This is a genomic window from Paraburkholderia strydomiana, from assembly GCF_031456815.1.
In the GTDB taxonomy this organism is placed as follows: Bacteria; Pseudomonadota; Gammaproteobacteria; order Burkholderiales; family Burkholderiaceae; genus Paraburkholderia; species Paraburkholderia caledonica.
The window spans coordinates 22,955-43,733 of the sequence record NZ_JAVDVL010000023.1; the positions used below are offsets into that span (position 1 = coordinate 22,955).

The following is a 20,779-nucleotide window of genomic DNA, read 5'->3' on the forward strand; positions in this document are numbered from 1 at the left end:
CAGCCCTGATGGAATAATAATTCGATCGGGTTGTTTACGTGTTGATGGATTGCCTGCCCAATTTCGCCTGAACCCATGGATACTCGTCAGATACCGCAACCGGTCCTCAAGCGTCGACGTTCGAGTCAGACGCGGACCCTGCCGCACGAATCAACCCGACAGCGGTGCTCCTGTCATATCGGAGAGCACTTATTCGCCGAGCCGGTGCACGCCGGCAGTGCCGTATCGGACGAGGACTCGTGCCAATGACCGCCGCCGACCTGTCCGCCATGCTTCCGCCGCTGCTGCCGCGTCTGTGGGCATTCGCGCTGCGTATTTCGGGAGATCAGCACGATGCCGAAGATCTCGTGCAGCGTGCCTGCGTGCGCGCACTAGAACGCGCGCATCAGTTGCAACCGGGCACCGCGCCGCTCAGCTGGATGTTTTCGATCGTGCAATCCACGTGGATCAACGAACTGCGCGCGCGCAGCGTGCGCGGGCGCTCGGGCATGGATTGGGACGACGACTTCCTGGAAACCGTCGCCGACCCGGCCGCCCGCACCCCGGAACAGAACGTCATGGATGGCCAGATCGTCAAGGCGGTGCAGCGGTTGCCCGAAGCACAGCGCGTCGTTATGCTGCTGGTAGGCGTGGAGGGCCTTTCCTACAAGGAAGCGGCCGAGGCGCTGGGCGTGCCGATCGGCACGATAATGAGCCGGCTTTCGCGGGCTCGCCAGGCCATCGGCGCCCTCTTTAGTGACCTAAAAGAAGAACGCGTAAACAGCGCGGCGATTAGTAAGGACCAAGGGGCATGAAAATGGACGACATCCTGCTCATGGCATATGTGGATGGCGAACTAACGCCACACGAGCGCGAGGAAGTCGAGAAGGCAATTCGCACCTCGGCCGATGTCGCCGAACGCGTTGCGTTACTCGAAGCGTCGGTGCTGCCGTATCGGCGCGCGTTCCAGCAACAGGCATTGCCGCCGGTTCCGGAAAGCCTCACTCGTAAGATCGCCGAGCTTGCGCAAGCGTACGCGACACCCGCGGCCGCGTCGCAGGTGGGCGGCAACCATGGCGCGCCTGCCCCCGACTCGCAGCCCGATCCTCTCGCAGGCCCTTCCCTGCCGGTACGCTCGCGCTTACGCACCGCGGCACCATGGCTCGCGGTCGCGTTCGTCGCCGGCGCTTTCTGCTGCGGCGTGGTGCTGCGCTTCGCGCCTGGCGCTGCGCAAGGCGGCTTCGCGCAATCGACCGCTCAGGTGGCCGGGCAGAACGGCATGCACGACGGCGCACAAGGCGGCGCGTCGCCGTGGGTCATGGCGGCAGTCAGTTATCAGCGCCTTTACACGCGTGATACCGTCGCATTGGATTCGTCCAATATGGCCGCGGCCGCGCACGTTGTCGATAACATCCGTCACGACGACGGACTGCCTATTCGCGTGCCCGACCTGCGTTCGGCCGGACTGACATTCAAACGCATACAGCGGCTGCGTTATAACAACAAGCCGCTGGTGCAGATCGTTTATTTACCCGAAAAAGGCTTGCCTGTTGCACTGTGCGTGATGAAGGACGAAAAAGCCGACTCGGCGCTCGCGCAACAACAGGTGGACAGCATGGACGTCGTCACGTGGCGGCGCGACAAACTGAGCTATGCGCTGATCGCCACGCCCGGCGATACCGATCTCGGTGCGCTCGGAAAGCGGATTTCCGAAAGCGATGTCGAGGAACTCATCGGCCAGTTGTCCAAAGCCGAACGCCCATTCGCGAGTTGAGTAACAGTATTTCAACAACTGCCCACGTGTCGCACCTCGGGCAGCTTTGAGTACTTGCGTCAGCACTGTCTGCACGAACATCGGCGATCCGAAGGCGACTCGCTGCAGCGCCGCGTGAAGATTGCGTCTTAGCTATCACGCCGGCACACGCGCGGCATCCGCCCTTCCTTCTCGCGATCCTCAGGCGAGCGGCACTGGGATGATTGCCGCTGTCACGCGTCGCCTGGCAAGTCAGCACCACTCCACCTGAACGCGTTTAACCAGTGCGCCCCGATAACACGCGCCTGTATGCGCGGAAACACCGACTTGGCATCCTGCAGCAACGCTTCCTGGTTGCAGCGCCATTCATTCTTCTCGGCATGTCGTGTGTAACGGGCAGCACTCCCAACACATACTTCCCAATTACGCCCTCGATTCTTTTTGCAATGTATCCATCTGAGCGGCAGCTACACAACATTGCAGAACTCCACTTCGCCGACATACGCCAGATACCTTGAGGCGTTCCAATCGTTGTACGGCTTCGTTATTCGAGTCGTTAATGCGCGTCGCAGAGAAGGGATAGTCGTCGCCTGGACAACATGTCCGATGCATTGCCAGAGGTGTAAGGACTTCTTCAGCAGGATTCTCTGTAACGCGTGGTCCGCCTGCGTCAGTTGATGAATGCGTTCGGCCGGTTTAGAGCACTCCGCCCGGCCACGCGACATACACGGCATATCAGGCAGAGGGGTGGCATTTCTTATCAGCGTTACATGGGCAATGAAGCAAACCGATCTCTCACTTCTGCTCCCCGACATGCTCCCGCGGCTCTGGTCGTTCGCATTCCGTCTTTCACGGAATCGCTACGACGCGGAAGAGCTGGTGCAAAGAGCATGCATACGGGGTTTGGAGCGAGCGCATCAATTGCGCGCCGGTACCTCGGCATTGAACTGGATGTTCTCGATTGTCCATTCAACATGGCTCAACGATCTGAAGCAGCGGGATCAGCGCAGCCAGTTGCAGGCCGAATGGAGCGACACGCTGTCGGAGACAGTCGCCGATCCGGGCTCCGCGTCGGAAGCGGGTGCGCTGGCTCAGCAGATCATCGCGGCAGTCGAGCGGCTGCCCGAAGCGCAGCGTGTCGTTCTGTTGCTGGTGAGCGTGGAAGGCTTCGGCTATCAGGAGGCGGCCGACGCGTTGCAGATACCTGTGGGCACCGTGATGAGCCGACTGTCGCGCGCGCGGCGGACCATCGGCGCGCTATTCGATGACGACTGCAAAACGCCGAGATAGCGCCGGCTCCGCCAAGCGGAATAAACGTGCACGGTGGCGTGTTGTTGTGTCAGCACCGCCCCTCATGCCCTACTTGCGATAGACACACATGTCATCTCTTTTCAGAATGCTGCTCGTGTACGACGGCACAGCCGAGTCCCAAGCCGCGTTGTCGCGTTGTTCGCAACTCTCGCTGGCGTTGTCGGCCGCAGTCGATGTGGTGTCGGTCGTCGACCCGGCAGGCGCAAATGCGCACTCTGCGGGCATGCTGAGCGACCTCGCCTACAGCCGCCTCGAAGAATTCGCGCGCCATACGTTGCAAACCGCCATTGGCAAACTCGCGGACAGCGGCGTCACCGCGCACGGCTACCTTACTTTCGGACGCACGGCGGACGCCGTCTCGCGACACGCGGCCAACTTCAATTCGGATATCGTGGTGGTCGGCCACCGAACGCAGAAGGGGTTCTTGCGCTGGCTGGGCGAGCGGCCGGTTCATCTGGATCTGGCCGAACGCCTGCGCGGATCGACTATCGTCACCGTCACGCTGCCGTCGGCATAGCGTCGGATAGTCCGCACCGTGAAGTTGCGTTACGCGCACGACAGGTGGTTCGCGACCCCAAGTGCTTCACAGCGCGGACCTTCACATACTTAGCAATCCGGATCGACAGGCGACGCGGGTGCACCACGCGCTTCGATCGCTTCGCCGGCGAGCAGGCACAGGTCTTCACGAAAGTGCGCCGCGACGATCTGAACGCCGACCGGCACGCCGTCGACGAGTTGCGTCGTTACCGCCAGACCCGGCAAACCCATCGCAGGCAAAGCGCGCATCGTCAGTTGTGCTTCCCACACGCGGTCGAAACCTGCTGCGCCCTGCATGTCGAGGTCGTCGGGGAACGGGAGCTCCGACGAAACCGGCATCAGCACGACCGCGTACTGGTCGAGAAACAGCCGCCATTGACGCAGCAACGTCGTGCGCCTGACGAGCGAACGGCTGATCACATCGGCAGGCAGGTCTTTCACTTTGAGACGCGCGGCCGCGACCACCGCGTGCGCGCCAGGATCGCCGTCGCTCGCCACCATGTCGGCGAGCGCCCCGAAGCCGTCGCCGAGCCACAGCCGCTCCTGCAATTGCGCGGCTTCGCGAATCGCCGGCACGTCGTCGATTTCCTCGACGGTCCAACCGGCATCGACCAAACGGCGCGCGGCGTCGAGCAAGGCGTCCTCTACTTCCTTCGCGATCTGCAAGCCGCCCGGCCGCAGACAGATGGCCGCGTGCAACGGCACCGCGCGTCCTTCGAGCGGCATCGGCATATACCAGGGATCGCGCAGATCAGCCGCGGCGAGCGCGGCGAGACCGAGGCGCAGGTCCTGCACAGTCCGCGCGATGGGCCCGGTTGCGGACATGAGTTGCGCACCGATTGCGCGTTCAGGCGACGAAGCGTTGAAGGCCGGCACGCGACCGAAGGTCGGCCGCAGCCCGTGTACGCCGCACGCGTAGGCGGGATAGCGCAACGAGCCGCCGATGTCGGTGCCGAGCGCAAGCTGGCCAATGCCCGCCGTGACCGCTGCCGCGCCACCGCCAGTCGAGCCGCCCGGCGTCAGTTTCGCGTTGCGCGGATTCAGCGTGCGGCCGTGTACCTGATTCGAGGTGAACCAGCGCAGCGCGAAGGTCGGCGAATTGCTCCGGCCAAGCAGCACCGCACCGGCTTTCGTCAGATTGTCGACGGCGGGACTATTGGTTTGCGCCACGAGGTTTTCCTGCAACCGCGTACCGTTGGTGGTTGCGAAACCGGCGTGGTCAGTATTGATCTTCGTCGTGACCGGCACGCCGGCGAGCGGCCCCGGATCTTCGCCGCGCGCTATTGCGCGGTCCACGTTATCCGCTTGCTCGAGTACCAGTTCGGGCCGATGCGCAACCACCGCGTTGACTTTCGGATTCACCGCATCGAGCCGCTCCAGCGCGGAGAGCGCCGCTTCGCGCGCAGACACGTTGCGGGTCTTGACGAGTCCGGCAAGCTCGGCCGCGGACAAACGCCATAGTTCACTCATGTTGCCTCCAATAAGAATTCTTATTTGAACGGCTCAACGTATCCGCCGTATTTCCAACTGATGCCGCTTTGCAAGCCACTTTTTCCAGAAGCGCCGCGGATACATTGCGCTACGAAAGCAGCACGCTTCGTGCACGTGAACGGCGATGCAGCAACGGCAAGAAGGAGGCGCGCGACGTCGCGTCGTTCACGTGACGATTAACGGCAACGTGAGCCGCGCTTCGAGGCCTCCCGTCAGGCGGTTTTCCAGACAAAGCTCGCCGTGCATCGCATGGGTGAGTCGCCGTGCGATCGCGAGACCGAGGCCCGAACCTGGCGCGCGCGCGGCAGTGCGCGGCGCGCGATACCACGGCGCGAATACTGCTTCCATCTGCGACGGTTCAATGCCTGGTCCGTTATCCAGCACGGCAAACACCACGGCCTGCGCTTCGACTCGCAAACGCAAACGCACGTCGCTGCCGTAACGCAATGCGTTGTCGATCAGATTGACGAGCACGCGACGAAGCGCATGCGGGCATGTCTCGATCGGATAACCGACCTCGCCTTTCAGTTCGATGCAATGCCCCGCATCGCGATAGTCGTCGATCAGGCCGTTTAGCAGCGCGTCGACAGACACATGAGTCCGCGGCTCTTCCACGTTGCACTGCATTCTCGCGCAAGCCATGCTCGCCTCGACTAGCTGCTTCATCTCGGCGAGGTCGCGCGTCAGCGAACGCCGCAACGCGAGATCGTCGAGCGTCTCGCAGCGAACACCCATGCGTTTAAGCGGTACCTGCAGGTCGTGTGCGTAAGCGGCCTGACTATCGAGCAGTTCCGCCAGGCGGGCCGCATGACGGCCGCGTGTGAAACCGATTGCGCGAGTCAACCGCAACACCGCAGATGGACCGCGCTCGGGGAGCGGCGCATGATCGTCGCTTGCACTGTGCAATTCGATCGCCTTTGTCACATGCTCGATGCTCACACGCAGATATCGCACATACATCCACAATGCGGCGGCGAGCAGCGACAACGAGACGGCCACGCCCGCGGCGATCGCCACTGAACCAGTTCCGGCGAAACAGCGAGTCACGAACAGCGTGATCGCCCGGCCACCCAGGTCGAAGAGCGGCACGAACAATGCGCACGCAGCGATTGCCACTGTGTTGCGGATCCGGCGAGTCACAAGCAGGCGACGAAATCCAACGGCCGGCTGCAACGCCGAGTCTTCGGCATCTGCTCGAACTGGTGCAGGCGATCGGCGAGTGGGATCGGATGGCATCAACGCAATCATCGTCATGGTGATTCTCCTATCGCCGCCGCGATGCGCGCACATCGATACTCGCGTTCAAATCGCACGAGCGTTTCGACGGTCTTCGCAGCAGGCATCTGGTCGCCGTGTGAAGGCGGCTTGTTCATTCGAGCATGTCGGATGAAAGGAAGTCGCTCGCCGTCATCGCCCGTGATAGAAGCATATCGTTCGAGGCGCGGAGTGCCATCATATGTAGGTATGAGCGAAGGCCGTCGAATATGGTCAGTCGAGCTTAGGAACCGGGCCCGAAGACCTTCTGCCGGTGGACGGTCCATGTGTGTGCGGGCATACCTTCGTTTGTCTTGACCGTCGCTGTGGCCGGCGGCATGATTGCCTGGCCGCCGATCCGCGCTGCGCGCCCGGCGACGCGCGGCCGGCGCGCAAGGAAAGGTATCCGATGAACCACGATCGAAGCAGCAAACACGCATCAGCGCCGCGCCTTCCCGCATCGCTCGGTGCGCCGCGCGATCACCTCTATCCGCGTTTCAGCGAAACCGACATCGGCAAAATGCTGCGCTTCGGCACGCTCGAACATTGGAACGCGGGCGATGTGATTTTTCGCACGGGACAGCCGGGCCTCGGCATGCGCGTGCTGCTTAGCGGAGAAGCCCGGCTCACGCGGCGCGACGGCCTCGGCCGTTCGCAGGTCATCGCCGAATTGAGCGCCGGCCAGTTCCTCGGCGAAGTCGCGCAGTTGAGTGGGAAGCCCGCGCTCGCGGACGGGCTCGCGCTCACCGACGTCGAAGCGTTGATGATTCCGCCCGAACAGATTCGCGCGATGCTGGTCGCCGACGCGCACATCGGCGAGACGATCATGCGCTCGGTGATTCTGCGCCGCTTCGGTCTCGTGCATGAAGGTTGCGGGCCGGTGCTTATCGGCCCCGCGGGCAACATGAATCTGGTCGCGCTCGAAGGCTTGCTGCATCGGCTGGATCATCCGTATTCGGTCGCCGATCCCGACATCGATCCCGCCGTGCGCGAACTGTTCGCAAGTCTGGGCGGCGGTGAAAACGATTATCCCGTGGTGATGCTCGCGGACGGCACGTTATTGCGCAACCCCGACGCGCGCGAGTTGTCCGCGAAGCTCGGCCTTCTGCTCGACGTCGACGCGGCCCGCACCTATGACGTCGCCGTGGTCGGTGCAGGGCCCGCAGGTCTCGCTGCGGCGGTATATGCCGCGTCGGAGGGTCTGTCGGTGATCGTGTTTGACGGCCATGGTCCGGGCGGCCAGGCCGGCGCGAGCGCACGCATCGAAAACTATCTCGGCTTCCCCACCGGCGTGTCGGGCCACGAACTGGCCGCGAACGCGTTCGTCCAGGCCGTTAAGTTCGGCGCGGAAATCGTAATGCCCGCGAGAGTGGAGACGCTCGATTGCGCACAAACGCCGCTGCAGCTCACGCTCGAAGACGGACAGCGGATCGCATCGCGCACGGTCGTCATCGCAACAGGAGCGGCATACCGGCAGCCCGTGATTGCCGGACTCGACGCGGTGAACGGACGCGGCGTCTACTACTGGGCGTCGTCCGTCGAAGGGCGTTTGTGCCGGGGCGCCGAGGTCGTGCTGATTGGCGGCGGCAATTCGGCGGGTCAGGCGGCGGTATTCCTCGCTTCGCATGCGAGCCGCGTCCATATGTTGATTCGCGGCGACGATCTTGCGAAAAGCATGTCGCGTTACCTGATCGATCGCATCGCGTCGCTTGGCAATATCGTGCTGCATACGAACACGGTCGTATCGGCGGTCACGAGCGATCAGTGGGGACTCGAATCGGTCGTCTGCGATACGCCTGACGGGCCGCATTGTGTCGCCACGCGCCACCTGTTCCTGTTCACCGGCGCCGATCCAAACACACGCTGGCTGCGCGATTGCAGCGTCGAGATCGACGAACGCGGCTTCGTCAAAACGGGCTATACCGCCGGAGTGCGGCCGGAGACGGCCTGTTTCGCTTTGCAGACGAACGTGCCGGGCGTGTTCGCGATCGGCGATGCGCGGGCGGCTTCGGCCAAACGCGTCGCCGCCGCAGTGGGCGACGGCGCGGCGGTTGTCTCCGAAATTCACCAGTTCCTGAGCTCTGTTTCGCCTACGGCTTGATGCGCGCCCGGCGCGGCTGACCTGCTGGCGATTCGAAGTCATCGCAGCAGGCGCGCAGCGGGTGTTCTGTTAGAAGAGTTTGATGATAGCGGGCACGCTCAGCACGGCGGCGTAATAGCCCATGAACTGGACGCCCGCATTGAACGCAAACAGACGCGACAGCAATCCGCCAAACAGCCCGACCGTGAGGATCACGGCAAGCCCCAGCAACTGCCCTTCCCAAAGACCGATCACCACGATCAGCCCGGAGAACGTCGCGATAATCGCCTCGTGACTCAGCTTGCGCGCGACGAAAGAAGCGGCGCGGTGTGCATAGTTCATCGCGAGCGGATAAGCGATCAACGCGGCCAGCACGATGGACAACAGACCGAAGACGAGAAACTGCCAGGTCGTCATCAGCGTGTGAAGGTTGTCGATGTGGCCGGTCGCCGTGTTCACGGTGAAACGCGGCGGCGCATTGAAAAGCGGCGCGGCAGGACCCGCGGCCACCGGACTGAGCGGCAGTCCGAACGCGATCAACGGGATCAGCGCTTCCGCAATGTAAGTGGCTTCGGTCACGCCGTTACGCACGGCAATGACCGTCGTCAAACGATGGTACGCATGACGGATTCGCGCGCCGACTATCTCGCCCATCAGTACCGTCATCGCGACCGGACTGAACACGAAGGTCGCGCTCGATACCGCCGCCGTCGCGACCGTGTATGCCGTCTGTTGCCGGTCGAGTACTTTCAGCGGATTCGGAAAGTAACCGCTCCAGCCTTTGAGGTCCGGCGCAAGCGCAAAGTTCGACACGTGGTCGCGACGCATGCGTCGGCGTTCGACCGGTGAGAGTATCGAGAACAGGTCGGCAATCAGCGGGCCAATTGCAATGCCGAGAAAATAGCTGACGCTAAGATTGACGCCGTGACTGCGCGTGAGCGTTTGCAATCCGACTATCAGCAACACGAAAGGAATCAGTAGAAGCACCGAAGCCCACCGTCCCGCCGAAAAGTACGCGATGCAAACCGCCGCGAACAGAAACACCCACGGCGCGGCGCGCGTGATCAGACTGCCGAAAGGCGCGAGCATGACGGCGAACAGCACGGCGAAAGGCAATGCAACGAATGCCGCCACGATCGCGCCGGAGATCATCTTGCGCAACGCGATATGAGGCACACCAAGCGAGCGCAGCATCGCGGCTTGCTGGAGAAGCGGCGCGGCCATCGTGTCGCCGGGAATGCCCAGCAATGCGGTGGGAATGGCGTGGGTCATGTGCTTGGCAACCGCGCCCGCCATGAAGAATGTGAATACGCCGGCCGGCGGCACGCTGAGCAATGCGACCAGCAAGGTCAACGGTGCGATCGTGGTCGTTTCGTCGGTGCCGGAAACAAGGCCGATCGCCGCGAAGACGACAGCGCCGAGCAGTCCCATTGCCAAGGCCATCGGAAACTGTTGGATCAGCGAGTCCATCAGCGTTCTCCCTTTGCTTGCTCGGATAACTCGTATGCGGCGAACAGGTCGTAGAGTCCCAACTCTTTTAATTCGGCCGCAGCGTTTGGCGGAAGATCGGCGATCGATCCGATGCCGCCTCCTTCTTCAGCGAGTTGCTTCAACACATGCTGGCGGTCCGATTCGCCAACCGTGTGGTCGGTCACCACGCGCTTGGGTTTGAAGAAGAACGCACTGAGCGCGCCCGCCGCGAGGCATCCGCCCAGGCCAATCAGCATTGCGTAGGCACGCACGATGGCCGCGTCGCTAACAGCGGACGACAGCACCGCCTTGCCGGCCTCGAACGCGGCGACGCTAATTGCCACGCCTAAGGCCACCGACCACGCCAGATGGCGGAGATCGACGGTATCGCCCCATACTTCGGCAAGCTTGAAGGTGGACGCGTCGACGTGCGCGTGAATACCCGACCCGTCGCCGGCGGCCGTCGCTGCACTGGCACTGGATGATTTCAATGTCTGTCTCCTGACCAAGATGTTTTATTCTGGGAGTGCGCCTCGCGACGCCTCATGCACGGCGAGAACATCGCCGTGGGCCTTCGAGTTGCGGTTAGGTTCCGTCTAATTTAATCAGCGAAGATGTCACGCACGATGTGCGCTGCTCAAGCAAGCGCAGCTCACACGTGATAGCGAAAGCTCAGTCATATAGCGGGAAAGTACTCCGCCTGGTTGCGAATCGGCGCGCGTTTGCGCGTTCACTATTGGCGCGATGTTCGCGGCGCGCCGGTACAACGGAATAGCCGGTGCCGGCAGAGCGCCGTCTCGCTTTGCGAGGACCGTCGATTGCGGCCCCGGCAAAATCGTATCCGCGCAGATGTCATGCATCTCGCGGACGCTGTAGAACTTCTATTGCGAAGTCAGTGCGGAAGTCCGCCGAACTTATCATTTGCTTGACTACCCAGTCAACATCGTCACCCGTTGCGCCCGCACCTAAAGCGATATTGCGTGCATGCAAGGTCATATGGCCGCGTTGAATGCCCTCCGTTGCGAGCGCGCGCAAAGCACCCATGTTCTGCGCAAGGCCAACGGCGACTGCAATCTCGCCGAGTTCCTGTGCCGACTTCACGTCCATGATCTTGAGTGCGAGACGCGCGAGCGGATGCGTCTTCGTAGCGCCGCCGACGAGTCCGACCGGCATCGGCATCTCGATCGTGCCGACGAGGTCGCCGTTCTGCGCCTTTTCCCACGTTGTGAGCGACGTATAACGGCCGCCGCGCGACGCATACGCATGAGCGCCCGCTTCCACTGCGCGCCAGTCATTGCCGGTCGCGACGATCACCGGATCGATGCCGTTCATGATGCCCTTGTTATGCGTCGCCGCGCGATAAGGGTCAATCGCGGCGAACAGATACGCGTCGATCACACCGTCGATCACCTCCTCACCGGAATAGTCTTTGGTAGCGAGCGTGTCCGCCGAATAGCGTACGGAAGCACGCGCGAGCCGCAAGTCGGCGAGATTGGACAGAATGCGCAGACGCACCTTGCCGCCGGCTATCTGCTCCACGCGTTCCGCGATGGACTCGGCCATCGTATTGACGGTGTTCGCGCCCATCGCATCGCGCACGTCGACGATCAGATGCGCGACTATCATCGGACCGCGCGGCGTGTCCGGAAACACGTGCACTTCGATGTCGCGACAACCGCCACCCAAGCCGATCAGTACTTTGTCGCGGCTATTCGCAAGGCCGATCAATTCGTCCTTGTGTTTCAAGATCGCCAGTCTCGCGCCATAGGGATCGCTCACGCCGACCACCTGAACCTGTGCGCGCATCAGCGGTCCGGTGCTCGACGTCTGAAAACCGCCGCTTACTCGCGCAAGTTTCGCCATGAACGAAGCCGCCGCGACGATGGACGGCTCTTCCACTGCCATGGGCACGATGACGTCTTTGCCGTTGATCTGGAAGTAGCCGGCCACCGCCATCGGCAATTCGAAAGTACCGATCACGTTCTCGATCATTCCATTCGCCGTTTCGAGCGGCAACGCGCCGGGCTTTGCCAATTGCGAATATTGCGCATCATCCAGACCGACCGCTTTGCAGATATGAGCGAGACGCTCCTGCGGGTTGAGTGAACGGAAATTCGGCAGCGTCGAATCAATAGCCATTACTGTCCTCGGGGTTACGGTCGCCGCGTTCATTCGTGCTTGCGACTATGAATTAAAGGATCAATAATAGGCGGACCGTACCCCTTTAAAAGGTACAGTTGGTGCTTACAGTTGAATCACTGTACCAGTGACACTTTTATATCCTGCCGGAGTCGCGTTAATGAGCTTGCGTAGAAGTGCGAGTCTGTCGAGTTCCATGGCAGACAATCTCGCCAAACAGATTGAAGAAGGCGTGATTCCGGCGGGCGCCAAACTTCCTTCGATCAGGGAATATGCTGATGCGTCCGGTTGTTCGAAGAACACGGTGATCAGCGCATTCGAAATGCTTACCGCGAGCGGACTGATCGAGCCTCGGCGGGGCTCCGGTTTTTATGTCGCGCAAAGAGCAAGAGCCGCGACTGAAACAGAAGAAAGCGGCGTGCTCGATCGCGCGATGGATACCGTCTGGTTAATGCGTGAGCAATTACAGGTCAAGCCCGACGTTCTCAATCTGGGCGAAGGCTTTCCGCCTATCGAATGGCTCGAAGCGACTCGACTCGATCAGTACCATCAGCGGGTTGTGCGCACCGGCGTCGCGTCGCTATTTCGCTATGGCAGCCGCTACGGTTATCTGCCGCTGCGCCAGTCGCTGCAACAGAAGCTCTCCGGCTATGAGATCGAGGCCGCGCCTTCACAGATCGTTCTCACGCATGGCGCCAATCAGGCCATGGATCTCGTATTGCGTTATTTCGTGCGGCCGGGCGACACCGTACTCGTGGACGATCCGGGCTACTACCCGCTGTTCGGCAAACTCAAATTGAGCGGCGCGAATATCATCGGCGTGCCGCGCGAAGTAGACGGACCGAATCTCGCCGAACTCGAGCGCTGCATGATCGAGCACCGGCCGAAGCTGTTCTTCACGCAATCGGTCGGACACAATCCAACGGCCACGGACACGAGCGCCGCGAAGGCGTATCGCATTCTGCAACTTGCCGAAACACACGACACGGTCATCGTTGAAGACGACGCTTTCGCCGACCTGCGGCCGCGATCATTGACACGTATCGCTACACTCGATCAACTGCGCCGCACCATTTATGTGGGCAGCTTTTCGAAGTCCGTGTCGGCGGCATTGCGCGTCGGCTTTCTCGCGTGCAATGCGGCGCTCGCGAGCGATCTCGCCGACGTAAAAATGCTCATTCACGTAAGCAGTTCGGAATACAGCGAGCGGACGCTCGCGGCCATTGTCAGCGACGGCCATTTCCTTCGGCATACGAACCAACTTCAGGAAAAATTGAAGCGCGCAACGGCGACGGCAAAAACCGCGCTCAAAAAGTTGGGCGCGGAGATCTTCAAGGAAAGCGAGCAAAGCATGTACTTGTGGGCGTCATTGCCCGAATGGACCGACTCGATGAAACTCGCGAAGGCAATGCTGGAGCGCGGCGTGATTCTCGCGCCCGGCGCCGTTTTCTCGCCTGCTTCGGAACGCGTCTCGGCATACTCGCGGTTCAACGTCGCTTATCTCAGCGACGAACGATTCGTCAATGCGTTGCGCGCGCTTGCGCCTTAACGCGGCGCACTCGCAACCCGTGGCTATTCAAGCCCCAGCAAATGGCCCAATGCTGTGCCTGTCATGCTTGTCACGCATGATCGCGAGCATGAGCGCCGCGAGGCCGCATGTCGCGATCAGCGCAATCAAAGCAATCTTGCCCAGATGAACGAGCACCCAGCCGCCGATCGCCGGAAAGCCAAACGTGCCGACAAAGTACGCGACGACGAACCAGGTCAATGCGGCCGGCCGGTGCATCGCGGCGGAGTCGTTGACCGCCTGCGCCTGAATGGTCGGATAGACGAGACCGTAACCGGTCCCGAGCAACACGGCGCTCGCGGCATGGAACCCGGTGTAGTACGGCACCGCGGACATCGCTGCGATGCCGAGCACCATGATGCCGAGCAGCAGCTTCGTCGCGACTGCGCGATGTAGCCGGATCACGACGCGCGTCAGCAGCCAGCGGGCGGCCACGACGGTCACTGCATACAGGCTGAAAAAGGTACCCGCCTGCGCATGCGTGCCTTGCACGAAAGACATCTGGAACGTCATCAAGCCTGAGAAAACGCAGGCGCAAAGCGAGATCATCACAATCGGATAAGCCGCACGCGTTCGGCTGATAGCGCCTATCTGACGCAGCCAGCGCTCCTGCACCGGCGACGCGGACGAATGCGGCGAGATCCGGCCGAAAACTTCGAGCATCAGCGCGGCAAGCGCGCACAGACCACCGACGAGATAGAGCACGCTGGTAAGCGGCCAATGCCATGAACGAATGGCGAACGCGGCCGCGGCAGGACATCCGCCGATGCCGGCCATCTGGATCGTGCCGAAACGCATGAACCAGAAGCCGCGGTCCGTATCGCTCGTGCGTTCCGCGAGCGCCATCGGCGCAGCAAGACAGAACGCGCCCCAGCCGAATCCCACGAGAAAGCCTGGAAATACGCTCAAACCGCTCATGCGGTCGATCAACGCAAACCCCGCCACGCCCAAACCGATGCACAACGCCGCAAGAGCGGTCGTGCGAGCGGCGCCGATGCGCTGAGCGAACCAGCCCACCAGCGGGACTCCGACGAGCGTGCCAACTGTCGCTTCCGCAAGCGCCAGTCCGGTGTCGAGGTCGTTCCCTCCCATCGAGCGGAAATGCATCGAGAGGAAAAACGTTGCTCCGTACCCGCCCGCTGCGAGCAAGGTGCCGATGAGCACGAAAAAGGCGCTGAATGGGCGCATTGGGAGAATCCGCATGACTGGTCGAACGAAGCTCGTTCTGCTGCGCTCACGAAGACGCGAGCCGCGAGCGTCGAGCTTCAAAAACCAGTAGTGTCACGTTCCCGCGATTGCCAGGTCGGCGCGATGACCGATAGTCGCGGCAAGAATCATCTGATGGCGATTCGGCGGCACACGCACTTCACGTGTGCGTGGACGAAACACCTGATCGCCGCGATGGATCGCGCGGCCCGTCAGCGCACAGACGGCGGCGACGTGAGCGAGACCGCTGCACCAGATCTGTTCGGTGTAGCGGCCGGAACACGCGTCGCTCCACGAGACGCTGATCGTGCACGCCGACAGGCGCTCGACCACCACGATGTTGGCTGGCCGTCCCACCACGCGGCGATTGTCGTCGGCGGTGGGCGCACATGCGTTGACGCCGCGCTTCTTGAGCTTCACGAAAGGTTTTTTCGCGCACGCGTCGAGTTGCTCGGCGGACGGATCGAGCACGTTCAGCAGCGCGCGAACCACGATATGGTCTTTGGAAGGTACGGTCATCGATCCATCTCCATTAGCGTGCGTGGACATAGTGCGAAACGGCCCGAGGCTTGCCGGTGACGACACGTGCGGCGCAGTTATCCGTTCAGACGCTGCGCCATGTGTCGCCCTGGTGTATCAGCCTCCGCCTTGCTCGCGCAGCGTCAGCTTGCTGCTGACCGAGGTCACGCCCGGCACCTTCTTTGCAGCGTTGACCGCGATACCTTCCTGGTCCTCGCTTTCGATCTGACCGGACAGCGTTACGTGCCCCGTCTTTGCATCGCCGAAAACGGCGATCGTCGACTGTTCGAGACCCTTGGTCTTGAAGATCGCCTTATGGACCGTCTTGGAGAAGGCACGATTAGCTGCCCGAACCGACTTCTTGGTCGGCGCCGGTTTGCTGGTCGCTGCGGTGCTGTCCGACGCGGCAGCCGCCGCGTCCGCCGCGAAGGCCGGCGTGTATGCGAATGCGGCGACGGCAATCGCGAGGCCGCTGCTCACGACGAGATGTCGAAGTTTCATGATTTGATCCTTTGAAGTATGAGAGAGAATCGTTTGAGTTATCGAACTGTCACTGCAAGAACCATCACTGCAACTACGATGTGCCTGGGCACGTATTGCGTCGAGTGCTTTCTCGACCTTGCTAACCTCGCGCCATGTGTCCATTAGAAGCGCGAAATGTATCCCGGATGTGTCGGCCCGGTATCGGCAAGTATCCGGTGACGCACCGTTGGAACGTGTCTCCGAAGAACGTGAGAGGTGCGTGTGCGAACCGGGGTTCGCGGTGTACCTGTTCCGGGTGTCGATTGAGTATGCAAGCCCTGCCTGCAGAAACGAAGGGGCGATTTTTATGCCAGGTTATTCAGGCGGTCGCGAGTGGCAAGGTGAGCCGCGCTTCGAGGCCGCCTGCGCAGCGGTTTTCCAGTTGCAGTTCGCCGCGCATTGCGAGCGTCAGACGCCGTGCGATCGCGAGCCCCAGTCCTGAACCCGGCGCACGCGCGGATGTCTCCGGAGACCTGTACCAAGGCGCAAACACTGCGTCCATTTGCGCAGGCAGAATGCCGGGCCCGGAGTCCACTACGGCCAGCACAAGCTGGCGAGCTTCGACGCGGACACACAGGCGCGCGTCGCCACCGTAGCGGAGCGCGTTGTCGATGAGGTTCATCAGCACACGGCGCAGCGCATGCGGACAGGTGACGAGCGGACGCCCCACGCTCCCCTCCAATGCCACGGTGCGCCCGGCGTCGCGGTAATCGCCGACCAGTGTGCCTAGCAGATTGTCCGCATCGACCCGCTGTGTCCGCTCGCCGGCGCTGCATTGCATCTTCGCGCAAGACACGCTGGCTTCGACCAGTTGGGCCATCTCCGCGAGATCGCGCTGCAATGCGTCGCGTACCGCTGAGTCTTCGAGCAGTTCGCAGCGCATGCCCATGCGTGTCAGCGGCGTGCGCTGATCGTGCGCATAGGCGGCGAGCACCTGCAGCAGCTCGGCCTGACGACCGGCGCGATAGCGGGTGGCCGCGTTGATCGCGCGAGCCAGTCTGGCGATTGCCGGCGGTCCGTCCTCGGACAACATGGCCTCTGTACCTTCCGCGGTGTCTGTTTCTATCGCGGCAGAGAGCTGCCGCAGTGTGCTCAACAGTTCGGCCGCCTTAAGAGTCGCCGCGACGGCAAGGCTTATTCCGACGACGGCCGCTGCGAAGAGCGGCAAGCTGGCGCCTTTCAGCGAGGACCATGCAACCGCTTCCCCCAGGTGCGCACAATAGACAGTGAGGCCCGCCAACAGAAGCACTGCGCCCACGCGACCTGCCCGGCCTGCCCGCCCTCTCAACCGCCGGGGATGTCGAACCGAATGCGTACGATCCCGCGTCGGCCGTTCGAGCAGCGCGTTACCTGACTGAGTCGGATACGCAATCATCTTCGTTCTCCAGTTGCTCTCATTCTGTTTGGAAGCGGATGCGCGAATGATAGGTGTTTTGTACCCTTTTAAAAGGTACAGATGTCGACTACAGACAGCCAACTGTACCTGCTACAGTTTGAAGGTTTGCGATGCAGCAGAGATGAACCTGGTTGCTGGGAAATGCCTGTCCGCAAAGCTCGGGCTGTGCTTGCGGACAGGCGTGAGGTAGATATGCAGCGCTGAACGCAGCGCTTTTGCGCGATGTTTTTTGCACTGCGTTCCAGAAAGGTTGCGCGACGGCGCGCAACTGTTCGAAAAGCGGCGATTCCCAAACACGGTAATTGCGGAGGCGCCGCGAGGACATGCGGTGTGACCTGTTCCGCCTTACTGCGCCGAGACGATGGACTTCGGCTCCAGAAATGCCTCCAGACCAAAGACGCCAAACTCCCGCCCCAATCCGGACTGCTTCAGCCCGCCGAACGGCGCGAGAAGTTCGGGCTTGATGCGGTTTATCAACACCGTGCCTGCTTCCAGTTGCGATGCGACGCGCTCCGCGCTCCCGGTCTGCGACGAGAACACGTACGCCTGAAGACCGTAGACCGAGTCGTTCGCGATCCGGATGGCGTCGTTCTCGTTTTCGTACTCCAGAATCGACAACACTGGACCGAAGATTTCTTCACGCGCGATGTCCATGTCGTTGCGTACGCCCGCGAACACCGTCGGGTTCACGAAATAGCCCTTGTCGAGTCCTGCCGGCCGGCCCTCGCCCCCGGCCACCAGCAGAGCGCCTTGCTCGATCCCTCGGCGGATGAAACGCTGCACGCGATCGTACTGAGCCCGGTTGACGAGCGGCCCCACGACCGTGGATGGGTCGCGCGGATAGCCCACGCGCATGGTTGCGACCGCTGCCTTCACCTGTTCGATCACCTCGTCGAGGCGGGATCGCGGTACCAGAAGCCGCGTACCGGCCACGCACGCCTGGCCGTTGTTCATAAAGGCGGCGTTCAACGCGAGCGGAATTGCACTGTCGAGGTCTGCATCGTCCAATATGACGGAGGCAGATTTGCCGGTTAGCGACAGACTGACTCGCTTCATCGTTTCGAGCCCGGCACGGGAGATGAGCTTGCCGGTCGGCGTCGAGCCGGTGAACGAAATCTTCGCTACGCCAGGATTGGTGCTGATTTCGTCGCCGACGTCCGCGCCCCGCCCCAGCAGAATATTGAAGACGCCCGGCGGCAAGCCGGCGTCGTGCAGTGCTTCGGCAACCACCATAGTCTGGATGGGACTCAACTCGCTAGGCTTGATGACCGAGGCGCAGCCGGCCGCAATCGCCGACGCCAGCTTGCTGCAAATCGTGCCGGCCGTGCTGTTCCAGGGCGCGATAAGGCCCGCCACGCCGACCGGCGCCATGAACACGGTGGCGTCTCCTACACGGCGTGTCAGCGGGTAATCGTCGAGCGCTCTCGCTGTATTGGCGAAGCACTGCGACGCATATTCACTGACCCATTGAGCGCGCGCGACAGGACCGCCGTATTCGTCGATGGTGGCGTCACGAATGCGCTCGGTACTTGCAAGAACGGTCGTCTGCAGTCTCATCAGCATATCGATGCGCTCGGCTTTGCTGGTGCGCGCGAGCGTCTGCTGAGCGCGTTGGGCGGCCGCGATTGCGCGCCTGGCGTCGTCACGGTTAGCCAGCGTTGCTGTGCCGATGACCTGCTCCGTCGATGGGTTGGTCGTCTCAATCACTTCGTCGCCGTGCACGGGGGCGAACTTTCCGTCGATGTATGCCTTGTCGATGTTCCACATATTGATTCCCCAAAAGCGCCGGCGGTCGCCGGGATACAGATAGTCTGGGGGCGGCGCATTGATTTGATAATATGGGCAGTCAGAGATGACTTATCGCGGAAACCAGAACAATGAACAGAAGCGGTTTGACCGAACTCGAGGTTGTGCTGGCGGTGGCGAGACGGCGAGGCTTCCGATCGGCTGCAGTTGATCTGGACATGTCGACATCGGCCGTGAGTAACGCGGTGGCGGGCCTGGAGGCAAGACTGGGCGTGCGCCTGTTTCACCGTACGACGCGCAGCGTCTCCCTGACAGAGGCCGGTCAGCGATTCGTGGATCAGATCCGACCTGCGGTAGCGCACATCCAGGACGCCATGGCAGCGGTGAGCGAGCGCGAGGACAAGCTGACGGGAACCATTCGGATCAACAGTTCTCTTGGCGCGGCGCTCATGACGTTCCAGCCCGTGATGATCGAATTTCTGCACCGCTACCCCGGCATCACCATCGATCTCGTTACCGAAGGACGGATGGTGGACATCATCGCGGAAGGCTTCGACGCCGGGCTGCGCTCGAGTTCGCGCGTTCCAGGCGACATGATCCGCGTGCCAATAACGGCCGATACACCTGTGGCCATAGTGGGATCGGCTGACTATTTCGTCAGGCATCCTAAACCTGTGACGCCGGCTGATCTACTGCAGCATTCGTGCATTCGCGCCCGGCTGCCAAGCGGGGTGCCGTCGCCTTGGGAATTCGACCGGGGAACCGAGAGGTTCAACATGGACGTGCCGGGTACATTGGTACTCGATGCGCCTATTTTGATGCGCGAGGCCGTACGACAAGGCGTGGGGCTAGCGCAACTTGCCGAGTGGTATGTGGCGGATGACCTGGCCGAGGGCCGTCTTGAGCGGGTGCTGGATGACTGGGTGAGACCCGTGCCGGGCTTATGCCTTTACTATTCCGGTCACCGGCATTTGCCGCCGGCGCTGCGTGCGCTTATTGACTTCATTCATGAGGTAGGCGATTTCAGATAGGTTGCGAACGACCTGGTTTTGCGGGGATGGGTGGGGCTTTTTGGGCCTTGGTGGAGTGTGATTGCTTCTCTCTGGTCGCTGAGCGAGGCATTGCCTTGTCGGATCAGCCAAGAGCAGCAATGTGCTGTAGTGGAGGCGCCGCGATACAACCATTGGAGGAACGATCGTTCCGAGGTCTGCGTTCGCTGAAGGACTGTTGAGCCGGAGTTGCTCTGAGGGTGATCCCGTTTTTGTGGGCCGATCGCGGTTTCCAAGTCTTCTCGCGAGCGTTTCGCCACGACGGGCGGCAATGATCGTTTAATCGGTTAGGTTGCCCGCCAAGCGGTCTTTTTGGCGGCCGCTGCGAATCGCTTCATATGCAGCGTCTCTTCTCGCGAGAATTCGCAGCGTGCCGCAGAGAAACCACATGTCGCTCGCTGCGTACGAACACGTCGTAGCCGGTGTCGATGTCGGTCCGAACCGGTGCGCTGACATGGCAACTGGATCCGCTGATGGACGACCAGGAACTGGACTCGCGACAGTCTACTGGCGCGGTGTACTGGGAAGGCGCGGTGCGCGTGAGCCGCGATGGCGCCGATCTCGGGCGGGCTTATCTGGAACTGACGGGTTACGCGGATGCGCTGCGGATCGGCAGGCAGTGAGGCTGTGAGGTGGTCTCGCTGTTTTATCGCCGCGTTTTACCACCGCGTAAACGCAGAAACCCCACCTTTTGTGGGGTGGGGTTTCTGATGCTGCTGGGGAGCCTGACGATTACCTACTTTCACACGGGCAATCCGCA

The 20,779-nt window shown here is 61.8% G+C and carries 17 protein-coding genes and 1 pseudogene; 8 read left to right on the forward strand and 10 right to left on the reverse strand.

All coding sequences use genetic code 11. From position 1 onward, the window contains the following. Nucleotides 1–245: 245 nt before the first annotated feature. The 4 genes from J2W46_RS33070 (at nucleotide 246) to J2W46_RS33085 (ending at nucleotide 3,560) form a co-directional block, all read left to right on the forward strand. On the forward strand, nucleotides 246–794 hold the full coding sequence (locus J2W46_RS33070; RefSeq protein WP_020070054.1) for an RNA polymerase sigma factor: 549 nt from the start codon (nucleotides 246–248) through the stop codon (nucleotides 792–794). Continuing rightward, nucleotides 791–1,753: an anti-sigma factor gene (locus J2W46_RS33075; protein WP_310360011.1), complete on the forward strand. Its 963-nt coding sequence runs from the start codon at nucleotides 791–793 to the stop codon at nucleotides 1,751–1,753. Before J2W46_RS33070 ends, J2W46_RS33075 begins: the two co-directional genes overlap by 4 nt. A gap of 756 nt (nucleotides 1,754–2,509) precedes the next feature. Further along, on the forward strand, nucleotides 2,510–3,022 hold the full coding sequence (locus J2W46_RS33080) for an RNA polymerase sigma factor (RefSeq protein WP_310360014.1): 513 nt from the start codon (nucleotides 2,510–2,512) through the stop codon (nucleotides 3,020–3,022). 88 nt (nucleotides 3,023–3,110) lie between these two features. Further along, entirely contained in the window at nucleotides 3,111–3,560 is a 450-nt protein-coding gene (locus tag J2W46_RS33085) for a universal stress protein (RefSeq protein ID WP_288829796.1), read from the forward strand. 89 nt (nucleotides 3,561–3,649) lie between these two features. Here the strand turns inward: J2W46_RS33085 and J2W46_RS33090 are convergent, their stop codons facing one another. Together J2W46_RS33090 and J2W46_RS33095 are read right to left on the reverse strand one after the other, a co-directional pair. Continuing rightward, complete coding sequence (locus J2W46_RS33090) at nucleotides 3,650–5,050, reverse strand: amidase family protein (RefSeq protein ID WP_310360018.1); 1,401 nt, start codon at nucleotides 5,048–5,050, stop codon at nucleotides 3,650–3,652. Nucleotides 5,051–5,236: 186 nt separating this feature from the next. Continuing rightward, on the reverse strand, nucleotides 5,237–6,325 hold the full coding sequence (locus tag J2W46_RS33095; protein ID WP_310360020.1) for an ATP-binding protein: 1,089 nt from the start codon (nucleotides 6,323–6,325) through the stop codon (nucleotides 5,237–5,239). Nucleotides 6,326–6,734: 409 nt separating this feature from the next. Here J2W46_RS33095 and J2W46_RS33100 point away from each other — a divergent pair, with 409 nt between their 5' ends. Next, nucleotides 6,735–8,426, forward strand: coding sequence for an FAD-dependent oxidoreductase (locus J2W46_RS33100; protein WP_310360023.1), 1,692 nt, complete (start codon nucleotides 6,735–6,737; stop codon nucleotides 8,424–8,426). Nucleotides 8,427–8,495: 69 nt separating this feature from the next. On the opposite strand, the gene J2W46_RS33105 is transcribed toward J2W46_RS33100, so the two are convergent. The 3 genes from J2W46_RS33105 to J2W46_RS33115 all read right to left on the reverse strand — a co-directional run bounded on the left by J2W46_RS33105 (nucleotide 8,496) and on the right by J2W46_RS33115 (nucleotide 12,014). After that, on the reverse strand, nucleotides 8,496–9,875 hold the full coding sequence (locus J2W46_RS33105) for a tripartite tricarboxylate transporter permease (protein WP_310360026.1): 1,380 nt from the start codon (nucleotides 9,873–9,875) through the stop codon (nucleotides 8,496–8,498). After that, a complete protein-coding gene (locus J2W46_RS33110) occupies nucleotides 9,875–10,366 on the reverse strand; it encodes a hypothetical protein (protein ID WP_310360029.1) in 492 nt (163 codons plus the stop codon). The genes J2W46_RS33105 and J2W46_RS33110 overlap by 1 nt, the downstream gene beginning before the upstream one ends. A 361-nt stretch (nucleotides 10,367–10,727) precedes the next feature. Continuing rightward, nucleotides 10,728–12,014 carry a hydroxymethylglutaryl-CoA reductase, degradative gene (locus J2W46_RS33115; RefSeq protein WP_088174978.1) on the reverse strand — a complete coding sequence of 429 codons (1,287 nt, stop codon included), beginning with the start codon at nucleotides 12,012–12,014 and terminating at the stop codon, nucleotides 10,728–10,730. A 160-nt stretch (nucleotides 12,015–12,174) separates the two neighbouring features. Here J2W46_RS33115 and J2W46_RS33120 point away from each other — a divergent pair, with 160 nt between their 5' ends. After that, nucleotides 12,175–13,563: an aminotransferase-like domain-containing protein gene (locus J2W46_RS33120; protein ID WP_310360032.1), complete on the forward strand. Its 1,389-nt coding sequence runs from the start codon at nucleotides 12,175–12,177 to the stop codon at nucleotides 13,561–13,563. 27 nt (nucleotides 13,564–13,590) lie between these two features. On the opposite strand, the gene J2W46_RS33125 is transcribed toward J2W46_RS33120, so the two are convergent. The 5 genes from J2W46_RS33125 to J2W46_RS33145 all read right to left on the reverse strand — a co-directional run bounded on the left by J2W46_RS33125 (nucleotide 13,591) and on the right by J2W46_RS33145 (nucleotide 18,991). Continuing rightward, a complete protein-coding gene (locus J2W46_RS33125) occupies nucleotides 13,591–14,850 on the reverse strand; it encodes an MFS transporter (protein ID WP_310360034.1) in 1,260 nt (419 codons plus the stop codon). Between the two features lie 12 nt (nucleotides 14,851–14,862). Then, nucleotides 14,863–15,306 carry a DUF3331 domain-containing protein gene (locus tag J2W46_RS33130; RefSeq protein ID WP_088174974.1) on the reverse strand — a complete coding sequence of 148 codons (444 nt, stop codon included), beginning with the start codon at nucleotides 15,304–15,306 and terminating at the stop codon, nucleotides 14,863–14,865. Nucleotides 15,307–15,423: 117 nt separating this feature from the next. Further along, nucleotides 15,424–15,807, reverse strand: a complete 384-nt coding sequence (locus J2W46_RS33135) for a BON domain-containing protein (RefSeq protein ID WP_088174973.1) — start codon at nucleotides 15,805–15,807, stop codon at nucleotides 15,424–15,426. Between the two features lie 340 nt (nucleotides 15,808–16,147). Continuing rightward, the gene (locus tag J2W46_RS33140) at nucleotides 16,148–16,996 is read right to left on the reverse strand and encodes a sensor histidine kinase (protein ID WP_374726912.1); all 849 of its coding nucleotides are present in this window, start codon (nucleotides 16,994–16,996) and stop codon (nucleotides 16,148–16,150) included. Nucleotides 16,997–17,569: 573 nt separating this feature from the next. Beyond that, nucleotides 17,570–18,991 carry an aldehyde dehydrogenase family protein gene (locus J2W46_RS33145; RefSeq protein WP_310360040.1) on the reverse strand — a complete coding sequence of 474 codons (1,422 nt, stop codon included), beginning with the start codon at nucleotides 18,989–18,991 and terminating at the stop codon, nucleotides 17,570–17,572. 110 nt (nucleotides 18,992–19,101) lie between these two features. Here J2W46_RS33145 and J2W46_RS33150 point away from each other — a divergent pair, with 110 nt between their 5' ends. Continuing rightward, nucleotides 19,102–20,001, forward strand: coding sequence for a LysR family transcriptional regulator (locus J2W46_RS33150; RefSeq protein ID WP_310360044.1), 900 nt, complete (start codon nucleotides 19,102–19,104; stop codon nucleotides 19,999–20,001). Between the two features lie 410 nt (nucleotides 20,002–20,411). After that, nucleotides 20,412–20,642 (forward strand): annotated as a pseudogene (locus tag J2W46_RS33155) (lipocalin family protein); the annotation flags it as partial. Nucleotides 20,643–20,779: the final 137 nt, after the last annotated feature.